The sequence below is a fragment of the Lactobacillus johnsonii genome, from assembly GCF_013487865.1.
Lineage (GTDB): Bacteria > Bacillota > Bacilli > Lactobacillales > Lactobacillaceae > Lactobacillus > Lactobacillus johnsonii_A.
In genome coordinates, this window is record NZ_CP047409.1 from 1888929 (window position 1) to 1912793 (window position 23865).

A 23865-nucleotide genomic window follows, 5' to 3' on the forward strand; every position below is an offset into this window, starting at 1 on the left:
CAACTTTTATATTATATCATGTCCTTTAAGCTTTGACAAGAACTTTTTTTAATTTTCTCATCTCTCTCAAATGACAGCTTTATAATATTATCATCTTTTGCTCGCTTTGACAAGCTTTTTTTAAACTTTTTTATTCGCTCTTTTCGCTTGCCTCAAACAGCATGTATTACTTTACAGGCTTTTTTACTTTTCGTCAACCCTTTTTTGCAAAAAAATTAGCAATATTTTTTTAGAGTGCTAAAAAAGGCCTCAACTTGAGACCTTTTTAACTAATTCTGTAGTTTAGAGTGTTTTATACCATATGTTGCATATACAATGATTCCCACGATTAACCAGATTCCCACCATAATTTTTGTCATCTTTGGTAGCATCCAAATGAAATATACACTTAGTGATCCGGCAATTATAGGCAGTACCGGATAAAGTGGCATCTTAAATCCATCATTCACAATATCTTTTCGATGCCGTAGAGGAATAATTCCAAATGAAATTAAAGCAAATGCGATTAGCGTACCTGCATTAATTAAGGAAGCTAATTCCATTAAAGGAACCAATCCAGCAAAAATAGCGGCTACTATTGTAGAAACAATTACTGCATGATCTGGGATCATCTTTTTAACATGTACACTTCCCATGGAATCGGGTAATAATCCATCTCTTCCTAAAGCATAGAGTAATCTTGAGCCGCCTAGCAACATAGTAATCATTGCGGTAAAGATTCCGACTAATGCTCCAACGGTAATCAATTTATTCCATGCGGTTAGTCCGACCACTTTCAGTGCATAAGCCGCTGGATCGTCAACATTTAATTGTTTATAATTAACCATTCCAGTTAAAACCAGAGAAAAACTTACATATAATAGAACAGCAATAATTACTGTCCCCATGATTCCTTTAACAACGTTTTTTTCAGGATCCTTCGTTTCAGCACTATTTGCTGCTAAAGCATCAAACCCGATAAATGCAAAGAATACAGTAGCGGCAGCTGTAGATATTCCTCCAATTCCTAGTGGTGGGGTCTGGAATTTCTTAGGATAAAATGGAACATAGTTATCAGCCTTAATATAGAACATTCCAATTACAATAAACAAAATAATAATTGCGACTTTAATAATTACTGCTATATTTTCCACACGTTTAGATAAGTTAGCACCTTGATATAAAATCAAGGCAACGATTAACACAATTAAAACAGCAGAAATATTTATTACTCCGCCTTCCATTGGTCCAGCTTCAAGTGCTTTAGGCAGATGAATTCCAATTGAAGCTAAAATATTATTATTAAAATATGAAGCAAAACCAGTCGCTTCAGCAGAAACAGCTAAAAAATATTCTAATAATAATCCCCATCCAATTATCCACCCTACTACTTCTCCATAGATTACTGAGCCAAAAGAATAGGCGGATCCAGCTACTGGCATCGCAGAAGAAAATTCAGCATAAGCCATGCCTACCATACCAGAAACAATTGCTGCTAATAAAAAAGAAATAGCAACCGCTGGACCAGCATGCTGTGCTGCTTCATGACCAGGTAAAATAAAAATTCCTGTTCCAATAACTGCCCCAATTCCTAGCGCAACTAAATCACGAGCATTTAAATGTCTAGTTAAGCGAGAATCTGCTTTTAAAAAAGTATTTACTGGAACTTTCTTAAAGAAGTTTTTCATTCCAACTCTCCTTAATTTATTTTTAATTATTATACCTGATTTTATAGCTATTTCTACCCTATAATTAAAATTAATTAAAAAAAGACTACGAAAATGAAGTGCCATAGAAAAGTTAGACATTTATAAAATTTTAAAGATTTGATAATACACGATTTCTGTATTTTACAGGAGTCGTGTATTTTAATTTGTTTGATCTTCTAACATTGTTAAACCAATAAATATAATCTTTCAGAATTTCCTTCATCTCTTCTAAACTTCCAATCTTAAGTCGATTCAGTTTTTCTCTCTTCATTAGATTAAATATCGTTTCTCCTGGTGCATTATCATGACAATTTCCTTTTCGGGACATGCTTTGGATTATATTCATTTTCTTTAGTCGAGCCTGATAGCCTGGATTCTGATATTGAAAGCCTTGATCTGAATGAAGGATAGGAGCAGCTCCTGGTGGAAGATTATCTGCTAGTTCATCTAGCATATTATAAATAGTTTTCATTTCAGGAGAGTAACTTACTGCACAAGCTAGAATCTCCAAAGAAGCTTCATCTACTACAGGAGAAATATAAACTTTCTTGCCGTTAGTTAGTTTATATTCGGTTACATCGGTATGAAGAACTTTATAGGGGATAGTTTCATCAAAAGTTTGATTTAGGATATTTGGTGCTTTCTTTCCTACATTACCCTTATACGAACTATATTTACCAGTATTTTTATGATAAATTGTTGTTTTTATTCCTAAACTTCTCATTAACTTACGTACTGTTTCTAGAGAAAATTTAAATCCTTCATCTCTTAACGCTCCCCACATAGGACGATAACCATATGTTTCTTGTCCTTCATAGCCATAATAGATTTCTTGAATCTTCTCTTTTACTAAAGCATACTTATCAGCTTGATTAATTCTATTTTTTACATTGTCATAGTAAGTCTTTCTATTTAATTTAAGCACCTTAAATAAGACCTTAAGTTTAATTTGATGGTGTTTTGCCCGAATATCCTGTATTAATTGTGTTTTTTGTTTGTTGGATAACGTGGATATCGGGCAGCCACTTTTTTTAAGACAAGATTTTCCACTCTAAGTCTTTCTAATTCAGCTTCCTGCTTAAGAATTTTTTCTTCATACTTTTGCTTTTCACTAAGTTCTAACTTTTTAGTTGTCTTCTTACTCTTTTTAGGCACTTTCCTAGGCCGACCTTTCTGTTTAGGCAGCAGCCCAGCGTATCCTTCTTCATTGAACTTTTTAGCCCAATTGTATACTTGAGAATCACTAATATTAAACTTAGCCGCTACCTTTGAAACTCCAATAGAATGTGTTAAGTAGTAGCGTACCACATTTAGCCTAAAGTCAGAAGAATAAGTAGTTTTAGTATGTTTAACAGATAAGGCAGCTAAACCTTGACACTTAGCCTTATCAACCCACCTACGAATAAGAGTCCAATGAATATTATATTGTTTAGCTAAACCTTTTATTGAATCTTCATGATTTAAATATTTGGAAACAATTTCAATTTTTAATTCAGTCGAATATTTGGTCATAAAAAAATACCTCATAATTATTAGATTTTATGTCTAACAATTATGAGGCACTTCAATTTAGTTCGTAGTCTTTTTTCAAAATATTGTTAACTATTTTTCTTCTTTTTTGTCAGCTTTTTCAGCTTCCTTGATGTCTTTCTTTTCTTGTTCACGAGTTTCCTTGTCAAACAATACATCTTCAAGAATTTCACCATTTAAGTACAAATGCTTATCATCAATAGTGAATTTAACTTCTTTAGTATCTGGCTTAGAAACAATCAACTTAGCTGCTGGGGTTTCAAGGTCTTGTTCAACAACTCTTCTCAATGGACGAGCACCGAATTCCTTGTCATAGCCCTTCTTAGCCAAGTACTTCTTAGCATCATCAGTAACATGAAGCTTAATGTTTCTCTTAGCAAGAGACTTCTCCATCTTTACTAAGTAAAGGTCTAAGATCTTGAGCATATCTTCACTAGTTAATGAATTAAATGGAACAATTGCATCAAGACGGTTCAAGAATTCTGGTCTGAAGTAAACTTCAAGTGCTTTACGTAAAGCATCTTGATCATCACCCTTAAGTAACTTATCAGAGTATCCAGCATTTGAAGTCATGATAATGATTGTATCTTTGAAGGAAATTGTTCTACCTTGTGCATCAGTTAAACGACCATCATCCATGATTTGAAGCAAAGCATTGAAGACTTGAGGATTTGCTTTTTCAATTTCATCAAGCAAAATCAATGAATATGGTTGGTGACGAATCTTTTCAGTTAATTGACCACCTTCGCCATAGCCAACATAACCAGGTGCTGAACCGATCAACTTATTAACAGCCATTTGGTCTTGATATTCGGACATATCCAAACGTACCAATGCATCTGTCTTACCAAATAACTTAATTGCTAATTGCTTAGCCAATTCAGTCTTACCAACACCAGTAGGACCAGTAAGTAAGAATGAACCAGTTGGACGGTTAGAATCCTTAAATACTTGCTTACGTGCAATTGCATCAGTAATGATGTCAATAGCCTTATCTTGGTCAATAACAACTTTCTTCAAGTCAGAAGCTAAGTTAGCATTCTTTTGAGCTTCATTTGCATTAATTTCGCTCATTGGAATACCAGTCTTAGTTTGAATTAAAGCATACATATCTTCTGGTGTAACTTTAAGTTCACTAGCTTTACCGGCATTCTTAAGATCTTTCTTAAGGTCTTCAATTTCTTTCTTAATCTTAGCAGCTTCATCATATTTTTCATTCTTAGCTGCTTCTTCCTTTTTACCTTCTAAGGCATGAATCTTGTTCTTAATTGAAGTTTCATCTTTTTGATCCATACCTAAGGACTTCTTAGCACCAGCCTCGTCCATTAAGTCAATTGCCTTATCTGGTAAGTGACGATCATTAATGTAACGATTTGAAAGTTCTGCAGCAAGCTTCAAAGCTTCTGGATCGTATTTAACATTGTGATACTTTTCATATCTTGGAGCTAATCCCTTCAAAATTTGAATAGCATCCTTGATAGTTGGTTCTGGAACTTGAACTGGTTGGAATCTTCTAGCTAAAGCAGGGTCTTTTTCGATTTGTTGGTATTCACTAGTAGTAGTTGCACCAATAACACGAATTTCACCGCTGGCTAATGCTGGCTTTAAGATATTAGCAGCATCCCCAGAATTATTTTCTGAATCAGTAGAACCTGCACCAACAATATTATGTAATTCATCGATAAAGAGAATAACATTCTTGTCACCCTTAGCTTTATCAATAATCTTCTTTAGTTTTTCTTCAAAACTACCACGAAGAGAAGTACCTGCAACTAATTCATTAATATTCAACTCAATAATGTGAGCATTCTTTAGCTTTTCAGGAACGTCCCCATCAACAATTCTTTGAGCTAATCCTTCAACTACAGAAGTTTTACCAACACCAGCAGGACCAGTCAAAACAGGATTGTTCTTCTTACGTCTACTTAAAATCTCAATAACTTGATCAATAATAGCAGTACGTCCAATGACAGGATCGTATTTCCCCTTCTTAGCTTGTTCAGTTAAATCAACACCAATTGGCTTTTCCTTTTGTTGGCCATTTTGAGCGCCTTGTTGATGTGCTTGACCAGCACTATATCTCATTGGTTGTTGACCGCTACTCATTCTTCCATCATTGAAAAAATCTCTGTTTAATTCATTAAACAAATCATCAAAATTGTAGTTTCCATTGTCAAAGTATGCCATGCTTTACACACTCCTCATATTCTCAAAAATTTTAGCACTCATAAGTTATAAGTGCTAACTACTCACATTTATTATTATAGCAGGTTATCCACAGAAAGCAAAATATTATATAGTATTTTTTCCACAGTTTATTTTAATTTGTGAATAAAATACGCATAGAATGCTATATAAAGCATTTTATGCTTAAAAAGTTTGTGAATTAGTATCATGAAATAGTTTTAAAATTATTTATTTCTATTAATTTTCAAATAATTTAATCATTTATTTTCCTTTTCTTTTTAGGGTTTTCTTGTGGTCGCTGGTTATTGCCAGGCAGATTATTTCCATTATTATTTTCAAGTAAATATTGCTTAATTAACTGAACTACCTGTTTATTTTGTGGAAGAGAAGAATGCTGCGCATCTGATCCTGTAACGGTCATTGTTGTATAGTGCTTTACCTGATTTTGAAAAATATACTTTCCTGCTGCCACGCTACTTTCAGGTACTAACCCATCCGACTCATAATTCTCTCCACCTGAGACTGAATATACATCTAAATTCTTAGGAATTTTCTTTCGATTTTTAATAAAATCATTCAGCATTTCAGTTTTATGGTCAACATTACTCTCATTGAAGTTATATGGTGTCCCGAGGGTCATCAATTTCTTTATTTTGATTTCATCACTATAATCTGCATAGTATTTTTCTAGCCAATATGTCCAAATCAAGCCACCATTTGAATGCCCAAATGCCTTAAAATTATTAAATTTATACTGCTGGCTGAGCTGGGCAAAAGCCTCATCAAACCAACCTGCTTGTTTCTTAATATTGGCATAACCATCATGATTATTTTCAAATCCTACTACAATAAACGGTTCATTATCATTACGATTAATTTTACCGCTATACTTTAGTGTTCCATCTTTCTTCACTTGAATTTTTAATAAACTGTGCTTTTTCAGAGTGTCTTTATTTAGCAGATTAACTAGTTCATTAAAACGCTCAGTAGTTGCACTTGACCCTGGAATCATAATTACAGGAGACATCTGTGATTTTCGTCTTTCAGCTAAATCATGGTTAGCACTTTTAATCCAAAAAAATGTTGGAATAGATAAAAGTATTAAAAAGATGAAGGTACCTAACAAAAGTAGACGATTTTTCGATATCATCTTTTTATTTAACATATTCATAGCCAGCCTCCTCATCATTTAACAAATCAATTTCGTCTTGAACATCTTTAGCCATCTTCACAATTGGGAGATATAACAAAATGTCAAATGCAAATAAAAGCATTGCGAAAATCAGCGCTTGCCAGGTTCCATTCGTAGCAATAAAGGCATACAAAGGCCTCGGAGTTCCAGACAATACATTGTAGGCCGAAGCAGGAATTAAATGAATCGCAATCATACTGGCAGCTAAAAGCATATTTACGACTGGTAAAAATACATAGGGTACTAGAAATAATGGATTAAGTATAATCGGAAGTCCAATTAAAGCTCCTTGATTAGAACCAAATAGAGTTGGAACAAAACTCCAACGCGCTATTTTAGCAATATCATTTTTCTTAATGAAAATCAAAATGCCAATCAAGATCACTAAAGTCAACCCACTACCACCAAACTTTCCATAAGACTGATATAAAGAATTTCCCACATATGGATTAGGCACATTCCAACTTGAACCATGTGTCAAAGCATAGTTTAAGTTTGCAACATTAGTAGCACTATCACTACCAGCCGTCAGAGATACTAAAGGCTGGCCAATTCCGCACCAGTTTAACAATAGTGCTAAAAGTAATAAAGGAATAAAAATACCAAGATTTAAATTATTCTGTCCCTGACTTTGGAAAAATTGATAGAAGTTTGTTGCGATCATTCGTACATGGACTAAGCTAGCCAAAATTCCAATTACTAATCCAATTAGCCAAGTAGCAAGCATTGGTCGAAATGAATTAAAAGCCCTTTGCTTTATTACTTGGGCACTTTCTGCATGGCGATGCTGGTAATCAGTTCCAAGGAATCTAAAAATAAGTCCAGTCCCAAACCCAATTAAAAGAGCAAATAAAAAACTATTAATATTCAAAAAACGCCAGTTAAAAGATAACTGAAAATCCCGTATATCCCTGAAGCGATAGGCACAGAGGAGTAAAGCTAGCATTCCTGAAACACCAGCCATCTGAGCATCTTTTTGATATAAACGTGCAGTATATTGGGCTGAAAAATATGCAGTAAATAGCCCAAAAGTACCAAATATTACACTGGTAACACCCTGGCAGGCATACCACGATGCATTAAAAATCTGATCAGGTAACCACTTATCAAAATAAAAAATATTAGATATTAAACTCGTTGGAGAAAAAACACTCTGCCATAAAAACTGAAAAATACTTCCCACAACAGCAAGTGGCATTAGCATCATTAGGGTTCGATCAGTCACTCTAAAAAATGCTAATCTACGAAGTCGCACAATGGTTTTAAAAATTATTTTTTCCATAACTTAGTCCTTACTTCTAATAATCTATCCCCTAGTTTAAATTAAATTTTGAAAGAAACATATTCTTTTTTATTAAAATACAGATTAAATTAACCAAGTTTCTTTAACCCCAGATTAAAGAAAGAACATGCTATAATGATGGGGAAAATAAAAAGGAGAAAAATTATGGCTAAACGAAGCTTTTCGATTAATGATGAAACTGACCGTCTACTTAACTACTATTTAAATCATTCAGATAAAGAATGGGATTTAGTAATTAATGAAGCAATTAAGAGCTATGTATGCGATCATTTAACTCAAAAACAAGTTCATGAAGCAGTTAAACATACCGGAAAAGATGCCTTTCCAGCTAATGAGGTTCTTCGTACCTTCAATAGTAGCTGGATAAATGGCGAGTCTTAATCGTCATTGCATAAACTAATAGCTTCCGGCAAAATAAAGGTAGCAATTCTAAAAAATAAGCTGACAAGTGTCAGCTTATTTTTATACAACTATTCTGCTTTAAAGGAGGAAAATTCATGCTAAAAAAACATTCACTAGATCCAATTAAATTAATCTGGTTATTCGCTGGTTCTTTAATAATTAATACTGGTGTTAGTTTTATTTGGCCACTAACTACTATTTATATTCATAATTATCTTCATGAGACTCTTACAGTAGCTGGGATTGTTTTATTTATAAATTCAGCTTTTACAATGGTGGGAAACGCAGTTGGAGGTCTTTTATTCGATAAATGGCATCCTTACCAAACCCTTTTAACTGGTGTCAGTATTTCCACTTTATCCACTTTCTTACTAGTTTTATTTCATGGCTGGCCAGCCTACCCAATTTTGTTAATTACTTTAGGTTTAGGTAACGGTATTGTAGTAACTGGCTTAAATTCAATTGCTACTTTAATTAAAAGCCGCAATGCCTCCTATGTGTTTAACGCCTTGTACTTCACTCAAAATTTAGGTTTAGTATTTGGATCACTAATGGTGGGGTTCATTTTACCGTTTGGCATTACTTATATTTTCTTACTTGCTTTTATTATGTTTGCCTTTTTGAGTATCGTAATTTTTCTCGAATATCGTGGTCTAAACCAAGCTCATGCATCTACAAATAAAAAAGCGACTACATCTGCCCATCAAGAAAAAATTCCTTACGGCGCAAAAAAAGCTATTTTTTCTATCTTAATTTGTGTCTTAGCTGCCTGGATTGCTTATGAACAATGGAATTCTAATATTTCCTCCTATATGCTTGGTCTACATATGAGTGTTCGTCTATATAGTTTACTTTGGACTCTAAATGCTATCTTAATTGTCCTCATTCAACCGTTATTAACTTACTTTGATGACTGGTTAACTGATCATCTTCATGGTCGCCTATATATTGGATTCAGTCTGTTTGGGCTTGCATTCTTACTACTAATTGGAGCAACCCACTACTTTAACTTTGTTTTAGCCATGGCCGTTCTAACATGCGGAGAAATTTTAGCTTTTCCTGCTGTCTCAACTTTTGTTAATGACCGTGCTAGTAATAAAGATAAGGGAAAATATCAAGGAATTGTTCAATCAGTTACATCAGCTGGGCGAGCTCTAGGACCATTAATTGGAGCTTTAATAATTGATAATTTTTCCTATTTGACCTTATTTGTAGTTTGCACTGTTTTGGTTTTAATTTCTGTTCTTCTATTTGCCATTATTAACGCCTATAACAAGAAAAAAATCGCTGAATAGCGATTTTTTATTTTACCCAAATTACAAAAAAAGCCTAATTCCACCAACATCGGAATCAGGCTCACACAGTGTTCGGTACCGTCATTCTGACCAAATAAAAGATGTATTTTCGCTACCGGAGAAAATACACTTTGCTACAACGGTACAGGTAAATCTTAGCACAGCAGCACTACTTGCACAACCGCTTTTAAGGAAGTCACAATCATAAAAAAAGAGATAGAAAATATTATTTCTATCTCTATGAAGGTGATTTTATTAAATGTTCCATGAGATCGTTACATATCTCTCTCACCTTAAAATAGTCCTTAACTGGATAATTAGACTGAACCGCTAATACATCGCGCGTGTCATTTGAGATGCGGTAGTAAGTTGTATATCCATCGCCTGAACCATTTGAAGAATGAAAATCAGGAAAATTATAGAAACCCGCATTATATTTAGCAGGATCAGCTGGAGCATAAACAGTTTGTATTGATGAAGGTTTTATTATTTCTCCATCCAAAATCGCACTTGTAGCTCGATATAAGTCTTTATTTGACATTACTAAGCTTCCAGCGCCCAAATCTCCATGCACTTTATCTACCGCCACACTATGTGGAACTAAGTAACCCTGAGAATTTTTAGTGTATGGTACCGCGACCTTAATACGTTTATTTTTAGGTATATCCCAATAAAATTCTGTTTCAGATAGACCTAACTTTTTAATATAGGTCTCTCTCACCAGACTTTCATAAGATCGATGTGTCACTTTTTCTAAAATACCTGATAATAAAATATAGTTACTGGATGAGTAAGAACGTTGGTTATACTGTTTCTTATTAAAAACTATATTATGCTTAATATCATATTTAATTCCAGCTTGATTGTTTTTAAAGACTGGCGTTCCATAACTCGATTCATCTTTTCCTTGTAATCCTGCTTCCATAGTTAGAAGCTGCTCAATCGTAATTTGATTAGCGTGAGATACTTGAGGATAAAATTTTGATAATTTGTCATTAAGTTTAAGCTTTTTCTGCTCAACTTGTTTCATAACTAGGGCACCAGTAAAAACCTTATTAACTGAATTAATGAAAAAAGCTGTTTTGGGTGTATTATGCTCTTTTTTACTAATATTTGCATAGCCAGTAGATTCATTAAGAATTACTTTATTATTCTTAATCGCTAAGACATTCCCGATGATACCTGCTTGTGCTAGTTTTTTTTTATATCTGTTGCTGATTTACTTTTAACATTAGGCATCTTCACGTTAGTCTTATTGCCCCATGTCTTAGTAAAGTAGTAACTGTTTAGCTTATAGTTGACTGGATGATTCTTTTCTTCCATAAATGGTTTCACATATTGATCCACCTTTAACCATCCATTCCAACCAAGGTGAATAGTATCTTCCATGAAGAATTTCTTTCCACCATCTTTTGATAAGTTAGCTATATTATTGAAGCCTTGAGATGTAAGCTGCTTGGTAATCTTAGCAACGCATTCTTGATACATTGTCTGAGATAAACCAGTGTACTTAGCCCACTTTTCATTAACTGGTGGAATAATGAACAAGACATTAACATGTTCATGTGCAAGTTCATTTAATACCAATTCAAAGTCTGCATATTCTGGTGACTGAGTATAATCAAAATCTCTTTGAGAATTCTTCAGGTGCTTTAAGTGCTTATTGTTTAACTTTTTGTCAAAGAAACCATTAGAAATACCAAACTTATTATTTGTTGTTCCCTGTTGTCCCTGCTCATTAGCAAATTGACGTAAGTTATCATAGGCATAAGTACCTGGCAGTTTACCTGCTTCTTTTTGAATCTTAGGAATGTTATTAGTCATCCCAATAGATGAGAAGAAATTATCTTCATTAGCTAACATTCGACGTCTAGCTTTTAAATACAAAGTTTGATATTTAGACAATTTTTGTCCTGAAGCTAATGTCATTAATGCATACTTTGTTGTCTCACTAGCAGTTCCAGCTGGCATATCTAATAAGCGTCGAGCAGCATAACGAGTCGCTACACTGTCCTTAGCAGTCAAAATCCAATCAACTGCTTGAAGTTGGGAGAAATACATCCCAAATGCAGCTGGATTTTGTCCCTGCTTAGTAAACCACTGTGGAGAAATAATAAATACAGCCTTTTTATTGGAAAGCTGATTTACTGTTTCTTGCATAGTGAAAAAGTGAGTTAAGGATTGACTTCCCGGTCCCCCTAGTAAGAAAGGTCGATAATTTCTTTTATATTTATAAGCTAACACACTTGGGTGCAACGCATCCATTCTTGATAATTCACTAGAACCATAAAATGGAACATAGTTTTTTTCAAAAGCAGCTTGCTTAATCGATTGTCCTTTAAAAACAGTTTGAGATTGTGAAACTGAAGCTTTAAAGAGAGCATTATCTGACTTTTCACCATTTTGCCATGGAATCAAAAATAAGATTATTAACAAAATGAACGCACAGAGAACTGGGCCGAAAATCTGCCACAGTTTGCGTTTATTACTCATTTCTTAAGCTTTCTACTTTTGCAATGATTTTGTTTGGAGTATCCCAATCTTCACGGTGAAATTCTGATACTGGTGCAGTTACATCACACTTATCTTGTAATTCAAGTAACATTTGAACAGTTGCCATGGAATCTAACAAACCATTTTCAAAAATGTTTTCATCCATTTGATCACTTAAATCTTCACCAGTTAATTCATTTAAAATATCTAAAACAGCTTGCTTTGTATCCATAATAAGAAAATCCTTTCAAAAATAATAAACTACTTCCAGCCAAACCATAATGTACTCAAGAAACCTGAGAAAATTAGGAAACTGAAACAAACAACATTAAATGTTAAGAAAATCGCAAACCACTTTGTAAATTTATTATGTGGAATTTGCTTACGGTGCTTGCGCTTAAACCTTAACCAAATATCATTAATGATAATTGCCAAAGCATGGTAAATACCATATACGATATAGTACCACGTTAAGCCGTGCCAGAAACCCATAATTAAGAAATCTACAAAATATGCTAATTGCGATAATCTGATTCTATTTTTCACCAATTTATGCTTCATTGCAAAGAATGTAAAACGCATAAAGATAAAATCACGGAACCAGAAAGATAGAGTCATGTGCCATCTATTCCAGAAATCTTTAATGTTTTGAGAAATAAATGGTTTATTGAAGTTCATAGGAGTTCTAATTCCCATAAAATATGACGTACCTACTGCAAATAAAGAATATCCTGCAAAGTCAAAGAATAAGTACATACTGTAACAGTACATATAACCGAGCAGAGCCCAAGATAGGCGTAATCCCCCATTAGCTTGCCCATAAAAAATTGCATCTTTAGCTAATTGAGGAAGCCATAAGGTACCAAATACATACCCAATAATGAATTTATATAGGAATCCTTGAAAAATATATCTTGTACCAAACTTCAAATTTTCAATGTACTTATCTCTCTCAGGAGCCTTATCGTAATCTTCCTTAAATCTCCGATAGCGGTCAATAGGACCTGATGAAATAGTTGGGAAGAAAAGTAAAAACCTTGCATAAGTAATTGGATCAACCTTCTTAATTGTTTTATCGCGAAGTTCCATAATAACTTGCACTGTTTTGAAAGTTAAATAGGAAATTCCGAAAAATCCAATCAAATCAGCAGTTTTATTTGGCACTAATGGTGCAATCTTTACTGCCGCTAGTGGCAAAATTGCTAGGATAACTGCTAAACAAAAGACAGAGGTTTTATTCCTTCCAGAATTAACATATTTTTGATAAGCAAAAGTAACTATAAATTGAAAAATAACGTATCCAATTAATTGAACTCCCTGTATCCAGTCTTTACCATTAAACATTAAAAACAAGAATAGTAAGGAAACGAAAGCTTCGTATGTTTTAAAGCGCCGTCCATGATATAAACCAATAATTAATGGCAAAAGCGCAATAAAAAGAATAACAAAGTAACGCGGATTACTATATGGTTGAATATTGATCACGCGTTATTTACCTCCTTAATTACTTGTTTAATATCTACCTTACCGTTTTGAGAGATTGGCATTTCATCACGGTAGATAAAGCGTTGAGGAAGCATATATGGCATTATATCTTGACTTAATGATTCGCGTAATTTCTTAGTTAGTTCAGCATCAGTATACTTCTCACGTACACCGTCTGCCAATTCTACTACAGCAACTAGTTGTTGTACTTTATGATCCTTATTGTATTTTGGAGCAACAACGCCATAACGCACTAATGGATTCTTAGCAAGATAGAAGTTAATTTCTTCAAGTTCAATTCGATAGCCATTAAACTTAACCTGAAAATCAATTCTTCCACGGTAGAAAAGCATGTCGCCATCTAAGAACCCTAAGTCACCAGTACGATAACTTCCATGTTCACTTTCTTTAAAGAAAGCGGCCTCAGTTTTTTCTGGATTATTTAAATATCCCTTAGAAACACTTGGACCTTCAATAACAACCTCGCCTTGGTTATCTTCTTCACCCTTGGAAGTATCAATTGAAATCTTTGTGTCATCTTTAGAAACACCAATTGGCAAGCGATCATACTTATTTAAAATCTCATCAGTAATTTCTACCTGAGTAACAGCAACAGTTGTTTCAGTAGGACCATAAGTATTAAAGATATGACTATCTGGAAATTTCATCTTAAGCATTTTAGCTGTCTTATGACTTAATTCTTCACCACAGAATAAGAAGTGAGTTAATTCAGGATGATGCTTAGCATCAAAAGTCGGATCTAAGAAACTCATTTCTACAAATGATGGAGTCGAAACCCAAACATTGAATTTTAATTGAGGTAAAGTTTTGAAAAGCTGTCCGATATTTTCAGTTACCTCATGAGGTAAAACTACTAACTTACCACCGGCAGTTAAAGCAGGATATAAACTCATTACAGATAAGTCAAAAGAATATGGTGCTTGAGCTAAGAAGCTAGGATGTTCTGGAAGTGAAAAGTCATTTAATTCCCAATTTACAAAACTAAGTAGATTATCATGACTAATTTGTACACCCTTAGGCTTACCTGTTGTTCCTGAGGTAAAGATAATGTAAAAATTGTCATCCCCGCTTACAAACTTACTTTGATCAATTTCTGGATGATTATCAGAAACTTCTTCAGGAGTTAAAACTTTGATATTATCCATTTCAATAGGAAGTTTATCAATTGCAATTACCAAAGGAGCTTCAGAAACTTCTTGAATCATCAATAAACGTTCGCTATTAGAATAACTAGCAATCGGAATGTAAGCATGTCCTGCTTTAACAGCACCAATAAAACTAGCAATCATTTCAAAGTCTTGACCACCCCAAATCATTACTGGAGCTTTTTCAGGAAGATCTAGTTCGTTGATCTTAGCTGCATATGCATCTGATCTAGCTTTTAGATCTCCATAAGTATTAGTTTCGCCAAGATAATCATAAGCGATCCGTTGTGGATCTTCAGTAGCAATTTGATCGATTGTCTTGATTACATCTTTAATCATTTAATGCGACCCTTTCAGTTCTAGAAATCTTTATAAATAAATTTTGCAGCCCCAATGCCACTATATGAGTACAAGTAAACTAGCACTACAAGCACTGCAAAGTAAAAGAGAGTTTTGGCAATAAACAAACCTATCTCTTTTTTCTTTGTATTGCTTTGTTTATCTTTATCTTCTGCCATGCTTACACCTCGTAATCTCTTTTCTAAATTTTACAACAATGTTATAAAATAGGTTATTATTTTTACTATTTCTTAGAAAAATAGCATGAACTGAAGTAATTATACCAAAAATAGCCGTAGTTATGGATAGTTCACTAATGTTGGTTACGTTTTCTTTCAATAAAATAACCTATACCTAAGAAAATTGTTGGTAGAATCGAAACAAATACTAATACTATTAAAATAACTCGTAAAAGCCAATCAGTATTTTTCCATCTTTTATCATTAGCAGTCGCAAGAGCATAAGCTGAAAACAAGATAATTGTAATTAAATTTATTAAAAACATAATGTTGTGTGTATATTGATACAAGACTAAAACACTGCTACCAGATATCAAACCAGTCCAGCCCGCTAATCGTACCCAAAAAGATATTTTCTTAATCATTTTTAACTCCCTAATAAGGCATTTATATTTGCCGATAAAATTCGATCAACAATCATTATTTGATCACGTGCATATGCTTTTGCTCCAGATTCAAATAACATCAACAACTGTCCATTTTGAACGTAAATTTGCTCTAAATATGGCGGCATAATGACAACTTTTTCCGCATTTCCTTCATCTAAATTATTCAAAGCTGAAATTGGGAAAAAGTACAACTTAGAATCTTTGCTTCCATAGGATTGACTTAAAATAATCCAGTTCTGATAAAATGCAATTCCTTGAATCTGTCGGTCCATCGAAGCACTTCCTGAACCTAAAGCCCAAGATACTTGACCTGTTACTGCTTTGATTTGATCACTAGTAATTGTTCCTTTGAAATTTCCTGAGCGAGCAATAGGATAGCTAGCAATTTGCCCCTGTCCATCAGTATTAAAAAAGCCAACGAATAATTGATTATCGTAATAAGTCACACAAGATGCTCTTTCAATTGTTGGTAAAGAAATTACATTATCATATTTAATCGGTTGTTTTTTCTTATTATAACTATACTTTTCCAATTTCTTTAACGAAAAAGACATGAGTGCAGATGAATCATCTTGACTACCCGTTACCCAAATATTTTTAGCAACCGGATCATAAGCAACTCCTCCTAAATGAGGTGCTCCCGGAACTTGAATAGTCTTTAAATATTTTCCCGTTTTTTTATCTAAACAATAAATGACCGAGCGATGATTATGAGTTGAATCGTAAGCCGAAATTAATAAATATTTTCCCGCTACAGTTAGGCCTTGCGGAGTCATTGAATCGGCATCAGTAATCTTCTTTTTATTAAAGTCATAGCTTGGCGTTACAACTTGTCCTGGGATTACGACGCTACTTCCAATCTTACTTGCACGTGGCGTTTCATAAGCTGCATTATAAACATCAGGATATTTTTCACTTAATTGTTTTTTAAAATAGGCCAAATTATGATGTCCAGGACTAATACTCGTTCCATCTTTTGCCTTTTCTACATCAGGTCTAGAAGTAAAAGTAGCTTTTGCTTGTTCTCGTTTTTGATATTGCTGGTATCCATAGTAGCCTCCGTATGCTGCTCCAGCAGCAATGCCGAGAATCAAAACCAACTTAAATAGAATCTTTAAAAATTTCTTCATTAGCTTTCCCTACCTAATAAATAATTTTCTCAATTCGATATTATACCTGAATCGTCTTCCAACTACCGAAAATTAAAAATAAGCAGCTATCTTATATTTCTTTCGATTTTGTACTATAATATATAAATTGTAGTAGTGGATTGCTTATAATCCATTGCTATTAGCATTAACATCCAACTTTTTATTTTCATTCTTACTCCTCCAAGTAGATTGAATAATAACAAGATCAGCTTAAAGCTGATTATCTATCTTTGAAAAGACCTATGCACTTCCCAGCATAGGTTTTTTCTTTTGTAATAAAACAAAAGTGTCTGGGAAAAAACTAATTCTCAGACATGAAAAAAGAACGATGATTTCCATTTTGGATTTCATCGTTCTTTTTATGTACTTTAAGTGCCTTCCTTGCTATTATTGAATCACCACAAAACAAAATGAAAGAAGGCAATCTCAATGTATCAAAATTATATCACAGGTCAAACTGCTTTAACACTTAATTTAGACTTCTCTATTCCTAACAATCATTTAGCTACTGTTATCAGCTGGTTTGTCGATTCAATTCCAGAAGATGTTTTATTGGGAGATACTGCCGAAACTGGACGTCCAGCCTATCATCCGGCCATGATGCTTAAAATTCTGCTTTTTGCTTATTCCAGAAGAGTATTTTCAGGCCGAAAGATCGAATTAATGTTGGAAGAAAACCTGCCCATGATGGTATTGGCAGAACATCAAAAGATTTCTTACCATACCATCAATAATTTTAGATCTAGCAAGCATGCCAATCAGCTCATTAAGAAAAGCTTTTTGTACTTTACCAACTTATTAGAACAAGAGGGTTTAATCAATGAAGGGACTATCTTTATTGATGGCACCAAGATTGAAGCGGATGCCAATCGCTATACTTTTGTTTGGCGTAAAGCTGTTGAAAAGTTTCATGAAAAGCTAAAAGATCAAGCAGTCAAGCTTTATGATGAATTGGTTGCCCAAGAAGTGGTTAAAGCAATGGAAAAAGAAAAAGTTCAAACTAGTCAAGGCTTAGCAGAACTAGCCCAAGAAACCGAAACTGAAATTGAAAAACTGACTAAAGAAATTGAGCAAGAACCAAAAGCTATCCCAGGTGGCTCGCCTAGAAAAGCGAGAAGACGTGGACTTAAAAAGTATCTTCATCGCTTGAAAAAAGACTATCTGCCCCGAATGAAAAAATACGAGGAAGCCGAGAAGATTTTTGCTGGACGCAACAGCTACTCCAAGACAGACCATGATGCGACTTTCATGCATATGAAGGAAGACCACATGAAAAACGGCCAGCTTAAGCCAGGCTACAATATCCAAGCGGCTACGACGGATCAGTACGTGGTTGATTTTGCCTTATATCCTAATCCAACTGATTTCAAGACGCTGGAGCCTTTTTTGAAACAGATGACGGTCCTAGATAAGTTTGACAAGATTGTCGCCGACGCTGGCTATGGGAGTGAATATAATTACACACAGCTGGAAGAAAAGTATTCAGACAAAGAGTATTTCATTCCTTACACCATGTATGAAAAGGAACAAACCAGAAAGTACAAAAATGATCCAAGCCGGCTGTCTAACTGGTTCTACAATGAAAAAGATGATTATTATTTAGATCAAAACGGCGTTAGATTCAATTTCAAATATTATAGCCAGCGCAAGGACCACTCTACTGGTCAGGTTCGTGATTTTAAGATATATGAAGCAGATGAATTCCAAATCACACCAGAATTGGAACGCTTAGCTAAAACAAAAAGCGGCCGTCAAAGGCAAGTACGTTATAATCCTAACTGGCAGTATTTAAAAGAAAAGACAAAAGAAGTTCTTCAAAGTCCTGAAGGCAAGCACATCTACAGCATGAGAAAGTATGATGTCGAGCCAGTTTTTGGACATTTGAAGAACGTCTTTGGCATGCGCCGAACTCATCTAAGAGGTAAAAAGAAGGTTGAAACTGATGTAGGAATAGCCTTGATGATGATGAACTTAAGCAAGTATTGGCACAGAAGATGGTCCAAAGACCGATCTGCTTTATGTGCAAATAAAAATAGAAAAAAAAGACGGTCAAGCTACTCAAATTAAGAGTTGGCTTGATCGTCTTTTTGTACCTGAGAATTAGTTTTTTCCCAGACACTTATATTTAATAGAAATTATTTAGCCTTTATTGCTTCCTGTTCTTGCATGTACAAAACAGTATCATACTTTCTAGCAAATGGGAGATAGATAAAGAAACTAATGACTAAAATAATCGCTTGCCAAACAGCAACCTTCCATCCTCCAATTAAGAGGCCAGATATAACAAGTGGCGTTGTCCATGGAACTTGAACACCATTTAGATATGGTAAGATTCCAGCCTTAATTAGTAAGTATGTTGATCCTGCTGATAGAGGTGGCATTAGGAAAAATGGTAAAGCTAAAACTGGGTTTAAAACTAATGGAACACCGAACAATACAGGTTCGTTAATATTGAAAATTCCCGGAATCAATGCCAATTTACCAATTCCTTTCATCTGTTGTGACTTGGCAAAAAATGTCATAAAAACAACTAATCCTAAAGTCATTCCAGCACCCGTTACAGTTGAAAATTGGTCAAATAAACCTTGGATAACAATATGACCGCCGTGAGCAGCATCTACATAACCATATTTTTTAAAAATTTCTGCATTTTGTAAGGCGTTTGCACCCAAGATTGGTCCCACAATTCCACCAACCAAGGTTGATCCATGAACACCAAAGAACCAGAAAAACGGTACTAAGATGGTCATTACTAAAATTCCGCCAAAGGAATCAGACAAACCTTGAAGTGGAGTTTGGATAGTATGGTAGATCCACTCAGTCATTGTGGTACCAGCTAATTTATCGAATCCAGCATAAACAGCTAACCATAAGCAAGTAAGAACGGCAGCCGGAATTAGAGCAACAAATGAACCAGCTACTGCCGGTGGAACTTGATCAGGTAATTTGATGGTAATCTTTTTCTTAATAAGCCATGAATAAATCCAACCTGTAATCATCCCGATGATAATTGCAGCAATCATTCCTTGACCACCAAGCCAAGTACGATCAATAAAGCCAGTTAACAATGTTGGAGCCTTAGCTGCAGAAATAACAGTTTTACTACCCTCCATAACTGGAGTAGTAGGATTCATGATAATCAAAAAACCAACAAAAGCAGTCATTCCTGCTGGTAATGGATCAACATGTTCATTTTTAGCCCAAGTATAAGCAATTCCTACTACAGCAAAAATCGCAACTATTCCAAATGAAGCGCCATATGCTTGATTCCAGAAATGAGTTAATCCTGTTTTATTCATCCAATCTGCAACTGCAGGAACTGGAAATGAAGCTAACAGCAAGAATACTGACCCAACCATAATAAATGGTAACGATAAGAGCATCCCATCTCTTAGGGCCTGAATAGCTTTCGTATTCACAAACTTCATTACTGGGGGCAATATATATTTATTAACAAAATTTTTCATAATTATTCCCTCTAAACCAAATTCATTTTACATTTTTATTCTATGTAAGCGCCTCCCAATTAGCAATATCTTATCCATTCTTAGGCATAAAACAAACAATTAGATTTTTGTTTCTCATATGGAACATAGTGTTCTCATATAGTAAAATTTTTTTAATAGGAGGGAACAATTATGGCATTTTTTGGTTTTAAAGATCTAAGTTCACTTTCAAGTGTCGATATGACGCTTTATCGCTATATAACGGAAAATAGTGAAAAAGTAGTTTATATGCGTGTACGGGATATTGCACAAAATACCCACGTTTCTAACTCATCTGTAATGCGCTTTGTTCACAAGATGGGATTTAATAGTTTTCCTGAATTCAAATCATTTATTAAGAGTAAAACCTTTCATTATAAACAAAATGATAAAGCCTTTGACTTTATTACTAAAGACAATTTTCCCGAAGATATCGATCATACCCTTAAATTAGTTGAAGATACTATTTTTCAATGTGATAATGTAGTTTTTCTAGGAATGGGGTCATCTGCTTTTACTGCTGGCTATACCGCTCGCCAACTTGCTTCTCTTGGCTACAATACTCAGCTAGTAACTGATCCCTTCTATCCTTTAAAACCTCAGCTCAGAAATACAAGTAATACTGCAATTATTTGTTTTTCTGTTTCTGGAGAAACAACTGAACTAATTGAACTTTTAAATAATTTCACTAATGATGAAGATACAACGTTAATTTCAATTACTGGACATATTAATTCAACTATTTCTCGAATGAGCCGCTATTCCTTGACTTACCATGAAAAAGAATATCGGATAAACAGATATTATGATCTTTCTTCACAGATTCCTGCCATGTATATCATCGAGGCTTTAGTACGTAGTTTACGTAACCAAGAAATTTGAGAACACCCTGTTCCAAAAAAGATACTCTATCCTAAAATCTTATTCTGTATCAAAACCCTTTCTTAATGTATCTAAAGTCTGATTACTTTATTTATAATTCGGTTAGAAAATAATTTGAACTATGAATATATTTTAGATATGTGAGGAATTGTTTATGACTAATAATACTTTTAAACCTGATTTTTTATGGGGTGGTGCGGTAGCTGCCCATCAACTTGAAGGCGCATATAGAGAAGATGGTAAGGGATTATCAATTGCAGATTTTTTAACATTAGGAAGTGCTAATAAACCTAGACGTTTAACAGACACAATTGAAGATGAAGAATATTACCCCAATCATCATGGAATTGATTTTTACCATCATTACAAAGAAGATATAAAATTAATGTCCGAGATGGGATTTAAGGCCTTTAGAACTTCAATTGCTTGGTCAAGAATATTTCCTAATGGTGATGAAGCTCAACCTAATGAAACAGGTTTAGCTTTTTATGACAAAGTTTTTAATGAATGTAAAAAATATAATATCGAACCCGTAGTGACTCTTTCCCATTTTGAAATGCCATATCATTTAGTGAAAGAATATGGCGGTTGGTCGAATAGAAAGTTAATTGATTTCTTTGGTCGCTATGCCCACGTCTGTTTTGAACGCTATCACAACAAAGTTAAATATTGGATGACATTCAATGAGATAAATAATCAAGCAAACTATGAAAATGAACTTTCAGTTTATGAAAATTCGGGTATTAAGTATCAAATTGGTGATAATAAAGAACAGAAGATGTATCAAGCTGCTCACTATGAACTAGTAGCTAGTGCCCAAGCTGTACAAATCGGTCATGCAATCGATCCATCCTTTAAAATAGGTGCAATGCTTGCCTTTTGTCCTATTTATCCTAATTCACCTAGGCCAGAAGACGTTTTATTTGCTAATCGAGCAATGGATTCACGTCTTTATTTTGGTGACGTTCAAGTTAATGGTACTTATCCCAACTGGCTCCAGGCTCGTTTTAGAAACAACAACTGGGACTTAGACATTACTAGCAACGATTTAGAAATCTTACAAAAAGGTACAGTCGATTATATTGGCTTTTCTTACTACATGTCTTTCGATGCAAAATATAGCGATCATTTAGACTATCGTGAAAATGAAGATTTAGTAGCTAATCCTTATGTAAAGGCTAATGACTGGGGCTGGCAAATCGATCCAGTTGGTTTACGTTATGCTCTTAACTGGATGACTACTCGTTGGCATAAACCTTTATTTATTGTTGAAAATGGTTTGGGCGCCTATGACAAATTAACTGATGATCATAAAGTGCACGACACTTATCGGATTGCTTACTTAAGAAACCATATTGAAGAAATGAAAAAGGCAGTTGTTGATGATGGAGTTGATCTAATGGGCTATCTACCATGGGGCTGCATTGACTTAGTAAGCGCAAGTACTGGAGAAATGAAAAAACGCTATGGTTTTATTTACGTCGATCAAGATGATTATGGCCATGGCAGTTTAAAACGCTATAAAAAAGATTCTTACTATTGGTATAAAAAAGTTATCGAGAGTAATGGTAGCGATCTAAGTTAGTCTTTATTTATCTTCCTTCTTTGAAAAGACCTATGCACTTCCCAGCATAGGTTTTTTCTTTTGTAATAAAACAAAACTTCCCCAGAAATATAGGAATTTCTAAGAACATTGAGTGGAATGAATTCCTTTATCTAAACGAGCTGGGAAATAATCTTTGGGGTGCAAGTTTATAATTCATTTCCAACTTCTTAATCAAATTTAACTTTTTTAATAAAAAACGTCACAATTTGTTCACATTTTCATTCTAATATATAAACCATAGCAACGGGGAAGACAAAACCCCATCGCTATTAGCATTAACATCCAACTTTTTATTTTCATTCTTACTCCTCCAAGTAGATTGAATACATTTATCAGTCTTTGACTGATCCTATACTTATATATTTTGAAATCCGCGTCTTTCCCAGCGCGGATTTTTTTGTGGGCTTATTTTCGAGACTTTCATATAATGATAGTAGAAATACAAAGTAATAAATTCAATTAACTTAGGAAGGATTATTATGTTTTCACCAGTGATTCAGTCTTTGATTGCAGAAAAAGCAGGTTCATTTATTATTCCTGCTTCTAGGATTGCATTTGTGGAAGACGAAAACCCACTCTACCATGCTTTTTTAGTTCTTACTAAAATGAAATATTCAAAAATTCCAGTTTTGGATAAAGAGCAAAAAGTAGTTGGCTTAATCAGCTTATCGATGATTACAGACACGATGCTGACTCCTGATAATATTGTGATTGAACCTCTATCAGACTTAAAAGTTAAAGATGTAATGCAGACAAAATTTGAAACAATTAACTTTGCCCGCACTAATCTTGAAACCCAATTACATCTTTTAGTTGATAATCCTTTTATCCCAGTTGTAAATGATAATAATGTCTTTCAGGGATTGCTGACTAGGCGAGAATGGATCAAGGCCTTTAATTATGTAACTCATTCAATTGAAGAAAAATATGACATTACTAAGAAAACCTTACAGAAAGAAAACCCAATAACTTAAATTTAATAAGTTAAGTTGTATAATGGTAATGTTTTAGTATTATTGATTAAATTAGTTGG

At 34.1% G+C, this 23865-nt stretch carries 19 protein-coding genes and 1 pseudogene; 6 read left to right on the forward strand and 14 right to left on the reverse strand.

What is annotated here, in order from left to right; translation table 11 throughout:
* Positions 1 to 269 precede the first annotated feature (269 nt).
* The 5 genes from GTO82_RS09210 to GTO82_RS09230 all read right to left on the reverse strand — a co-directional run bounded on the left by GTO82_RS09210 (position 270) and on the right by GTO82_RS09230 (position 7879).
* Positions 270 to 1667 carry an APC family permease gene (locus GTO82_RS09210; protein WP_180873281.1) on the reverse strand — a complete coding sequence of 466 codons (1398 nt, stop codon included), beginning with the start codon at positions 1665 to 1667 and terminating at the stop codon, positions 270 to 272.
* 130 nt (positions 1668 to 1797) lie between these two features.
* Positions 1798 to 3200 (reverse strand): IS3-like element IS1223 family transposase gene (locus GTO82_RS09215; protein ID WP_127835455.1). Its coding sequence is split into 2 segments (ribosomal slippage): positions 1798 to 2726 and positions 2726 to 3200, totalling 1404 coding nucleotides; the frame shifts between segments, so codons are not numbered across the junction.
* A 90-nt stretch (positions 3201 to 3290) separates the two neighbouring features.
* Positions 3291 to 5405: an ATP-dependent Clp protease ATP-binding subunit gene (locus GTO82_RS09220; protein WP_180873282.1), complete on the reverse strand. Its 2115-nt coding sequence runs from the start codon at positions 5403 to 5405 to the stop codon at positions 3291 to 3293.
* A gap of 253 nt (positions 5406 to 5658) precedes the next feature.
* A complete protein-coding gene (locus tag GTO82_RS09225; RefSeq protein WP_180874124.1) occupies positions 5659 to 6570 on the reverse strand; it encodes an alpha/beta hydrolase in 912 nt (303 codons plus the stop codon).
* Positions 6560 to 7879, reverse strand: coding sequence for a PTS transporter subunit EIIC (locus GTO82_RS09230; protein ID WP_180873283.1), 1320 nt, complete (start codon positions 7877 to 7879; stop codon positions 6560 to 6562). The genes GTO82_RS09225 and GTO82_RS09230 overlap by 11 nt, the downstream gene beginning before the upstream one ends.
* 165 nt (positions 7880 to 8044) lie before the next feature.
* On the opposite strand from GTO82_RS09230, the gene GTO82_RS09235 reads away from it, so the two are divergent.
* Both GTO82_RS09235 and GTO82_RS09240 read left to right on the forward strand, forming a co-directional pair.
* The gene (locus GTO82_RS09235) at positions 8045 to 8281 is read left to right on the forward strand and encodes a hypothetical protein (protein WP_004898124.1); all 237 of its coding nucleotides are present in this window, start codon (positions 8045 to 8047) and stop codon (positions 8279 to 8281) included.
* A gap of 116 nt (positions 8282 to 8397) precedes the next feature.
* Positions 8398 to 9597 (forward strand): MDR family MFS transporter, encoded by a 1200-nt coding sequence (locus tag GTO82_RS09240; RefSeq protein WP_180873284.1) that lies wholly within the window; start codon positions 8398 to 8400, stop codon positions 9595 to 9597.
* Between the two features lie 238 nt (positions 9598 to 9835).
* Here GTO82_RS09240 and GTO82_RS09245 read toward each other — a convergent pair whose 3' ends face one another.
* From GTO82_RS09245 to GTO82_RS09280, 8 genes are all read right to left on the reverse strand, one after another.
* A complete protein-coding gene (locus GTO82_RS09245; protein ID WP_180874126.1) occupies positions 9836 to 10774 on the reverse strand; it encodes a serine hydrolase domain-containing protein in 939 nt (312 codons plus the stop codon).
* Between the two features lie 14 nt (positions 10775 to 10788).
* Positions 10789 to 12090 carry a D-alanyl-lipoteichoic acid biosynthesis protein DltD gene (gene dltD / locus GTO82_RS09250; RefSeq protein WP_180873285.1) on the reverse strand — a complete coding sequence of 434 codons (1302 nt, stop codon included), beginning with the start codon at positions 12088 to 12090 and terminating at the stop codon, positions 10789 to 10791.
* On the reverse strand, positions 12083 to 12322 hold the full coding sequence (gene dltC / locus GTO82_RS09255) for a D-alanine--poly(phosphoribitol) ligase subunit DltC (RefSeq protein ID WP_004896464.1): 240 nt from the start codon (positions 12320 to 12322) through the stop codon (positions 12083 to 12085). The genes dltD and dltC overlap by 8 nt, the downstream gene beginning before the upstream one ends.
* Positions 12323 to 12351: 29 nt before the next feature.
* A complete protein-coding gene (gene dltB / locus GTO82_RS09260; RefSeq protein WP_023600046.1) occupies positions 12352 to 13575 on the reverse strand; it encodes a D-alanyl-lipoteichoic acid biosynthesis protein DltB in 1224 nt (407 codons plus the stop codon).
* Complete coding sequence (gene dltA / locus GTO82_RS09265) at positions 13572 to 15080, reverse strand: D-alanine--poly(phosphoribitol) ligase subunit DltA (RefSeq protein ID WP_180873286.1); 1509 nt, start codon at positions 15078 to 15080, stop codon at positions 13572 to 13574. Before dltA ends, dltB begins: the two co-directional genes overlap by 4 nt.
* Before the next feature lie 20 nt (positions 15081 to 15100).
* Entirely contained in the window at positions 15101 to 15259 is a 159-nt protein-coding gene (locus GTO82_RS09270; protein WP_148421442.1) for a teichoic acid D-Ala incorporation-associated protein DltX, read from the reverse strand.
* Between the two features lie 134 nt (positions 15260 to 15393).
* Positions 15394 to 15684, reverse strand: coding sequence for a hypothetical protein (locus tag GTO82_RS09275; RefSeq protein ID WP_180873287.1), 291 nt, complete (start codon positions 15682 to 15684; stop codon positions 15394 to 15396).
* 2 nt (positions 15685 to 15686) lie between these two features.
* Positions 15687 to 16838: a YncE family protein gene (locus GTO82_RS09280; protein WP_180873288.1), complete on the reverse strand. Its 1152-nt coding sequence runs from the start codon at positions 16836 to 16838 to the stop codon at positions 15687 to 15689.
* Between the two features lie 450 nt (positions 16839 to 17288).
* Here GTO82_RS09280 and GTO82_RS09285 point away from each other — a divergent pair.
* Positions 17289 to 18988, forward strand: a pseudogene (locus GTO82_RS09285) (IS1182 family transposase).
* 6 nt (positions 18989 to 18994) lie between these two features.
* Here the strand turns inward: GTO82_RS09285 and GTO82_RS09290 are convergent.
* The gene (locus tag GTO82_RS09290) at positions 18995 to 20326 is read right to left on the reverse strand and encodes a PTS sugar transporter subunit IIC (protein ID WP_180873289.1); all 1332 of its coding nucleotides are present in this window, start codon (positions 20324 to 20326) and stop codon (positions 18995 to 18997) included.
* A gap of 171 nt (positions 20327 to 20497) precedes the next feature.
* On the opposite strand from GTO82_RS09290, the gene GTO82_RS09295 reads away from it, so the two are divergent.
* From GTO82_RS09295 to cbpB, 3 genes are all read left to right on the forward strand, one after another.
* Positions 20498 to 21226 carry a MurR/RpiR family transcriptional regulator gene (locus tag GTO82_RS09295; RefSeq protein WP_180873290.1) on the forward strand — a complete coding sequence of 243 codons (729 nt, stop codon included), beginning with the start codon at positions 20498 to 20500 and terminating at the stop codon, positions 21224 to 21226.
* A 154-nt stretch (positions 21227 to 21380) separates the two neighbouring features.
* A complete protein-coding gene (locus GTO82_RS09300; RefSeq protein WP_180873291.1) occupies positions 21381 to 22811 on the forward strand; it encodes a 6-phospho-beta-glucosidase in 1431 nt (476 codons plus the stop codon).
* 500 nt (positions 22812 to 23311) lie between these two features.
* The gene (gene cbpB, locus GTO82_RS09305; RefSeq protein WP_180873292.1) at positions 23312 to 23806 is read left to right on the forward strand and encodes a cyclic-di-AMP-binding protein CbpB; all 495 of its coding nucleotides are present in this window, start codon (positions 23312 to 23314) and stop codon (positions 23804 to 23806) included.
* The last annotated feature ends 59 nt before the right edge of the window (positions 23807 to 23865 follow it).

Coding starts and splice junctions, on each gene's coding strand:
- GTO82_RS09210 (WP_180873281.1), bottom strand. CDS start 1,667: ATGAAAAACTTCTTTAAGAAAGTTCCAGTAAATACTTTTTTAAAAGCA.
- GTO82_RS09220 (WP_180873282.1), bottom strand. CDS start 5,405: ATGGCATACTTTGACAATGGAAACTACAATTTTGATGATTTGTTTAAT.
- GTO82_RS09225 (WP_180874124.1), bottom strand. CDS start 6,570: ATGTTAAATAAAAAGATGATATCGAAAAATCGTCTACTTTTGTTAGGT.
- GTO82_RS09230 (WP_180873283.1), bottom strand. CDS start 7,879: ATGGAAAAAATAATTTTTAAAACCATTGTGCGACTTCGTAGATTAGCA.
- GTO82_RS09235 (WP_004898124.1), top strand. CDS start 8,045: ATGGCTAAACGAAGCTTTTCGATTAATGATGAAACTGACCGTCTACTT.
- GTO82_RS09240 (WP_180873284.1), top strand. CDS start 8,398: ATGCTAAAAAAACATTCACTAGATCCAATTAAATTAATCTGGTTATTC.
- dltD (WP_180873285.1), bottom strand. CDS start 12,090: ATGAGTAATAAACGCAAACTGTGGCAGATTTTCGGCCCAGTTCTCTGT.
- dltC (WP_004896464.1), bottom strand. CDS start 12,322: ATGGATACAAAGCAAGCTGTTTTAGATATTTTAAATGAATTAACTGGT.
- dltA (WP_180873286.1), bottom strand. CDS start 15,080: ATGATTAAAGATGTAATCAAGACAATCGATCAAATTGCTACTGAAGAT.
- GTO82_RS09270 (WP_148421442.1), bottom strand. CDS start 15,259: ATGGCAGAAGATAAAGATAAACAAAGCAATACAAAGAAAAAAGAGATA.
- GTO82_RS09275 (WP_180873287.1), bottom strand. CDS start 15,684: ATGATTAAGAAAATATCTTTTTGGGTACGATTAGCGGGCTGGACTGGT.
- GTO82_RS09280 (WP_180873288.1), bottom strand. CDS start 16,838: ATGAAGAAATTTTTAAAGATTCTATTTAAGTTGGTTTTGATTCTCGGC.
- GTO82_RS09290 (WP_180873289.1), bottom strand. CDS start 20,326: ATGAAAAATTTTGTTAATAAATATATATTGCCCCCAGTAATGAAGTTT.
- GTO82_RS09295 (WP_180873290.1), top strand. CDS start 20,498: ATGGCATTTTTTGGTTTTAAAGATCTAAGTTCACTTTCAAGTGTCGAT.
- GTO82_RS09300 (WP_180873291.1), top strand. CDS start 21,381: ATGACTAATAATACTTTTAAACCTGATTTTTTATGGGGTGGTGCGGTA.
- cbpB (WP_180873292.1), top strand. CDS start 23,312: ATGTTTTCACCAGTGATTCAGTCTTTGATTGCAGAAAAAGCAGGTTCA.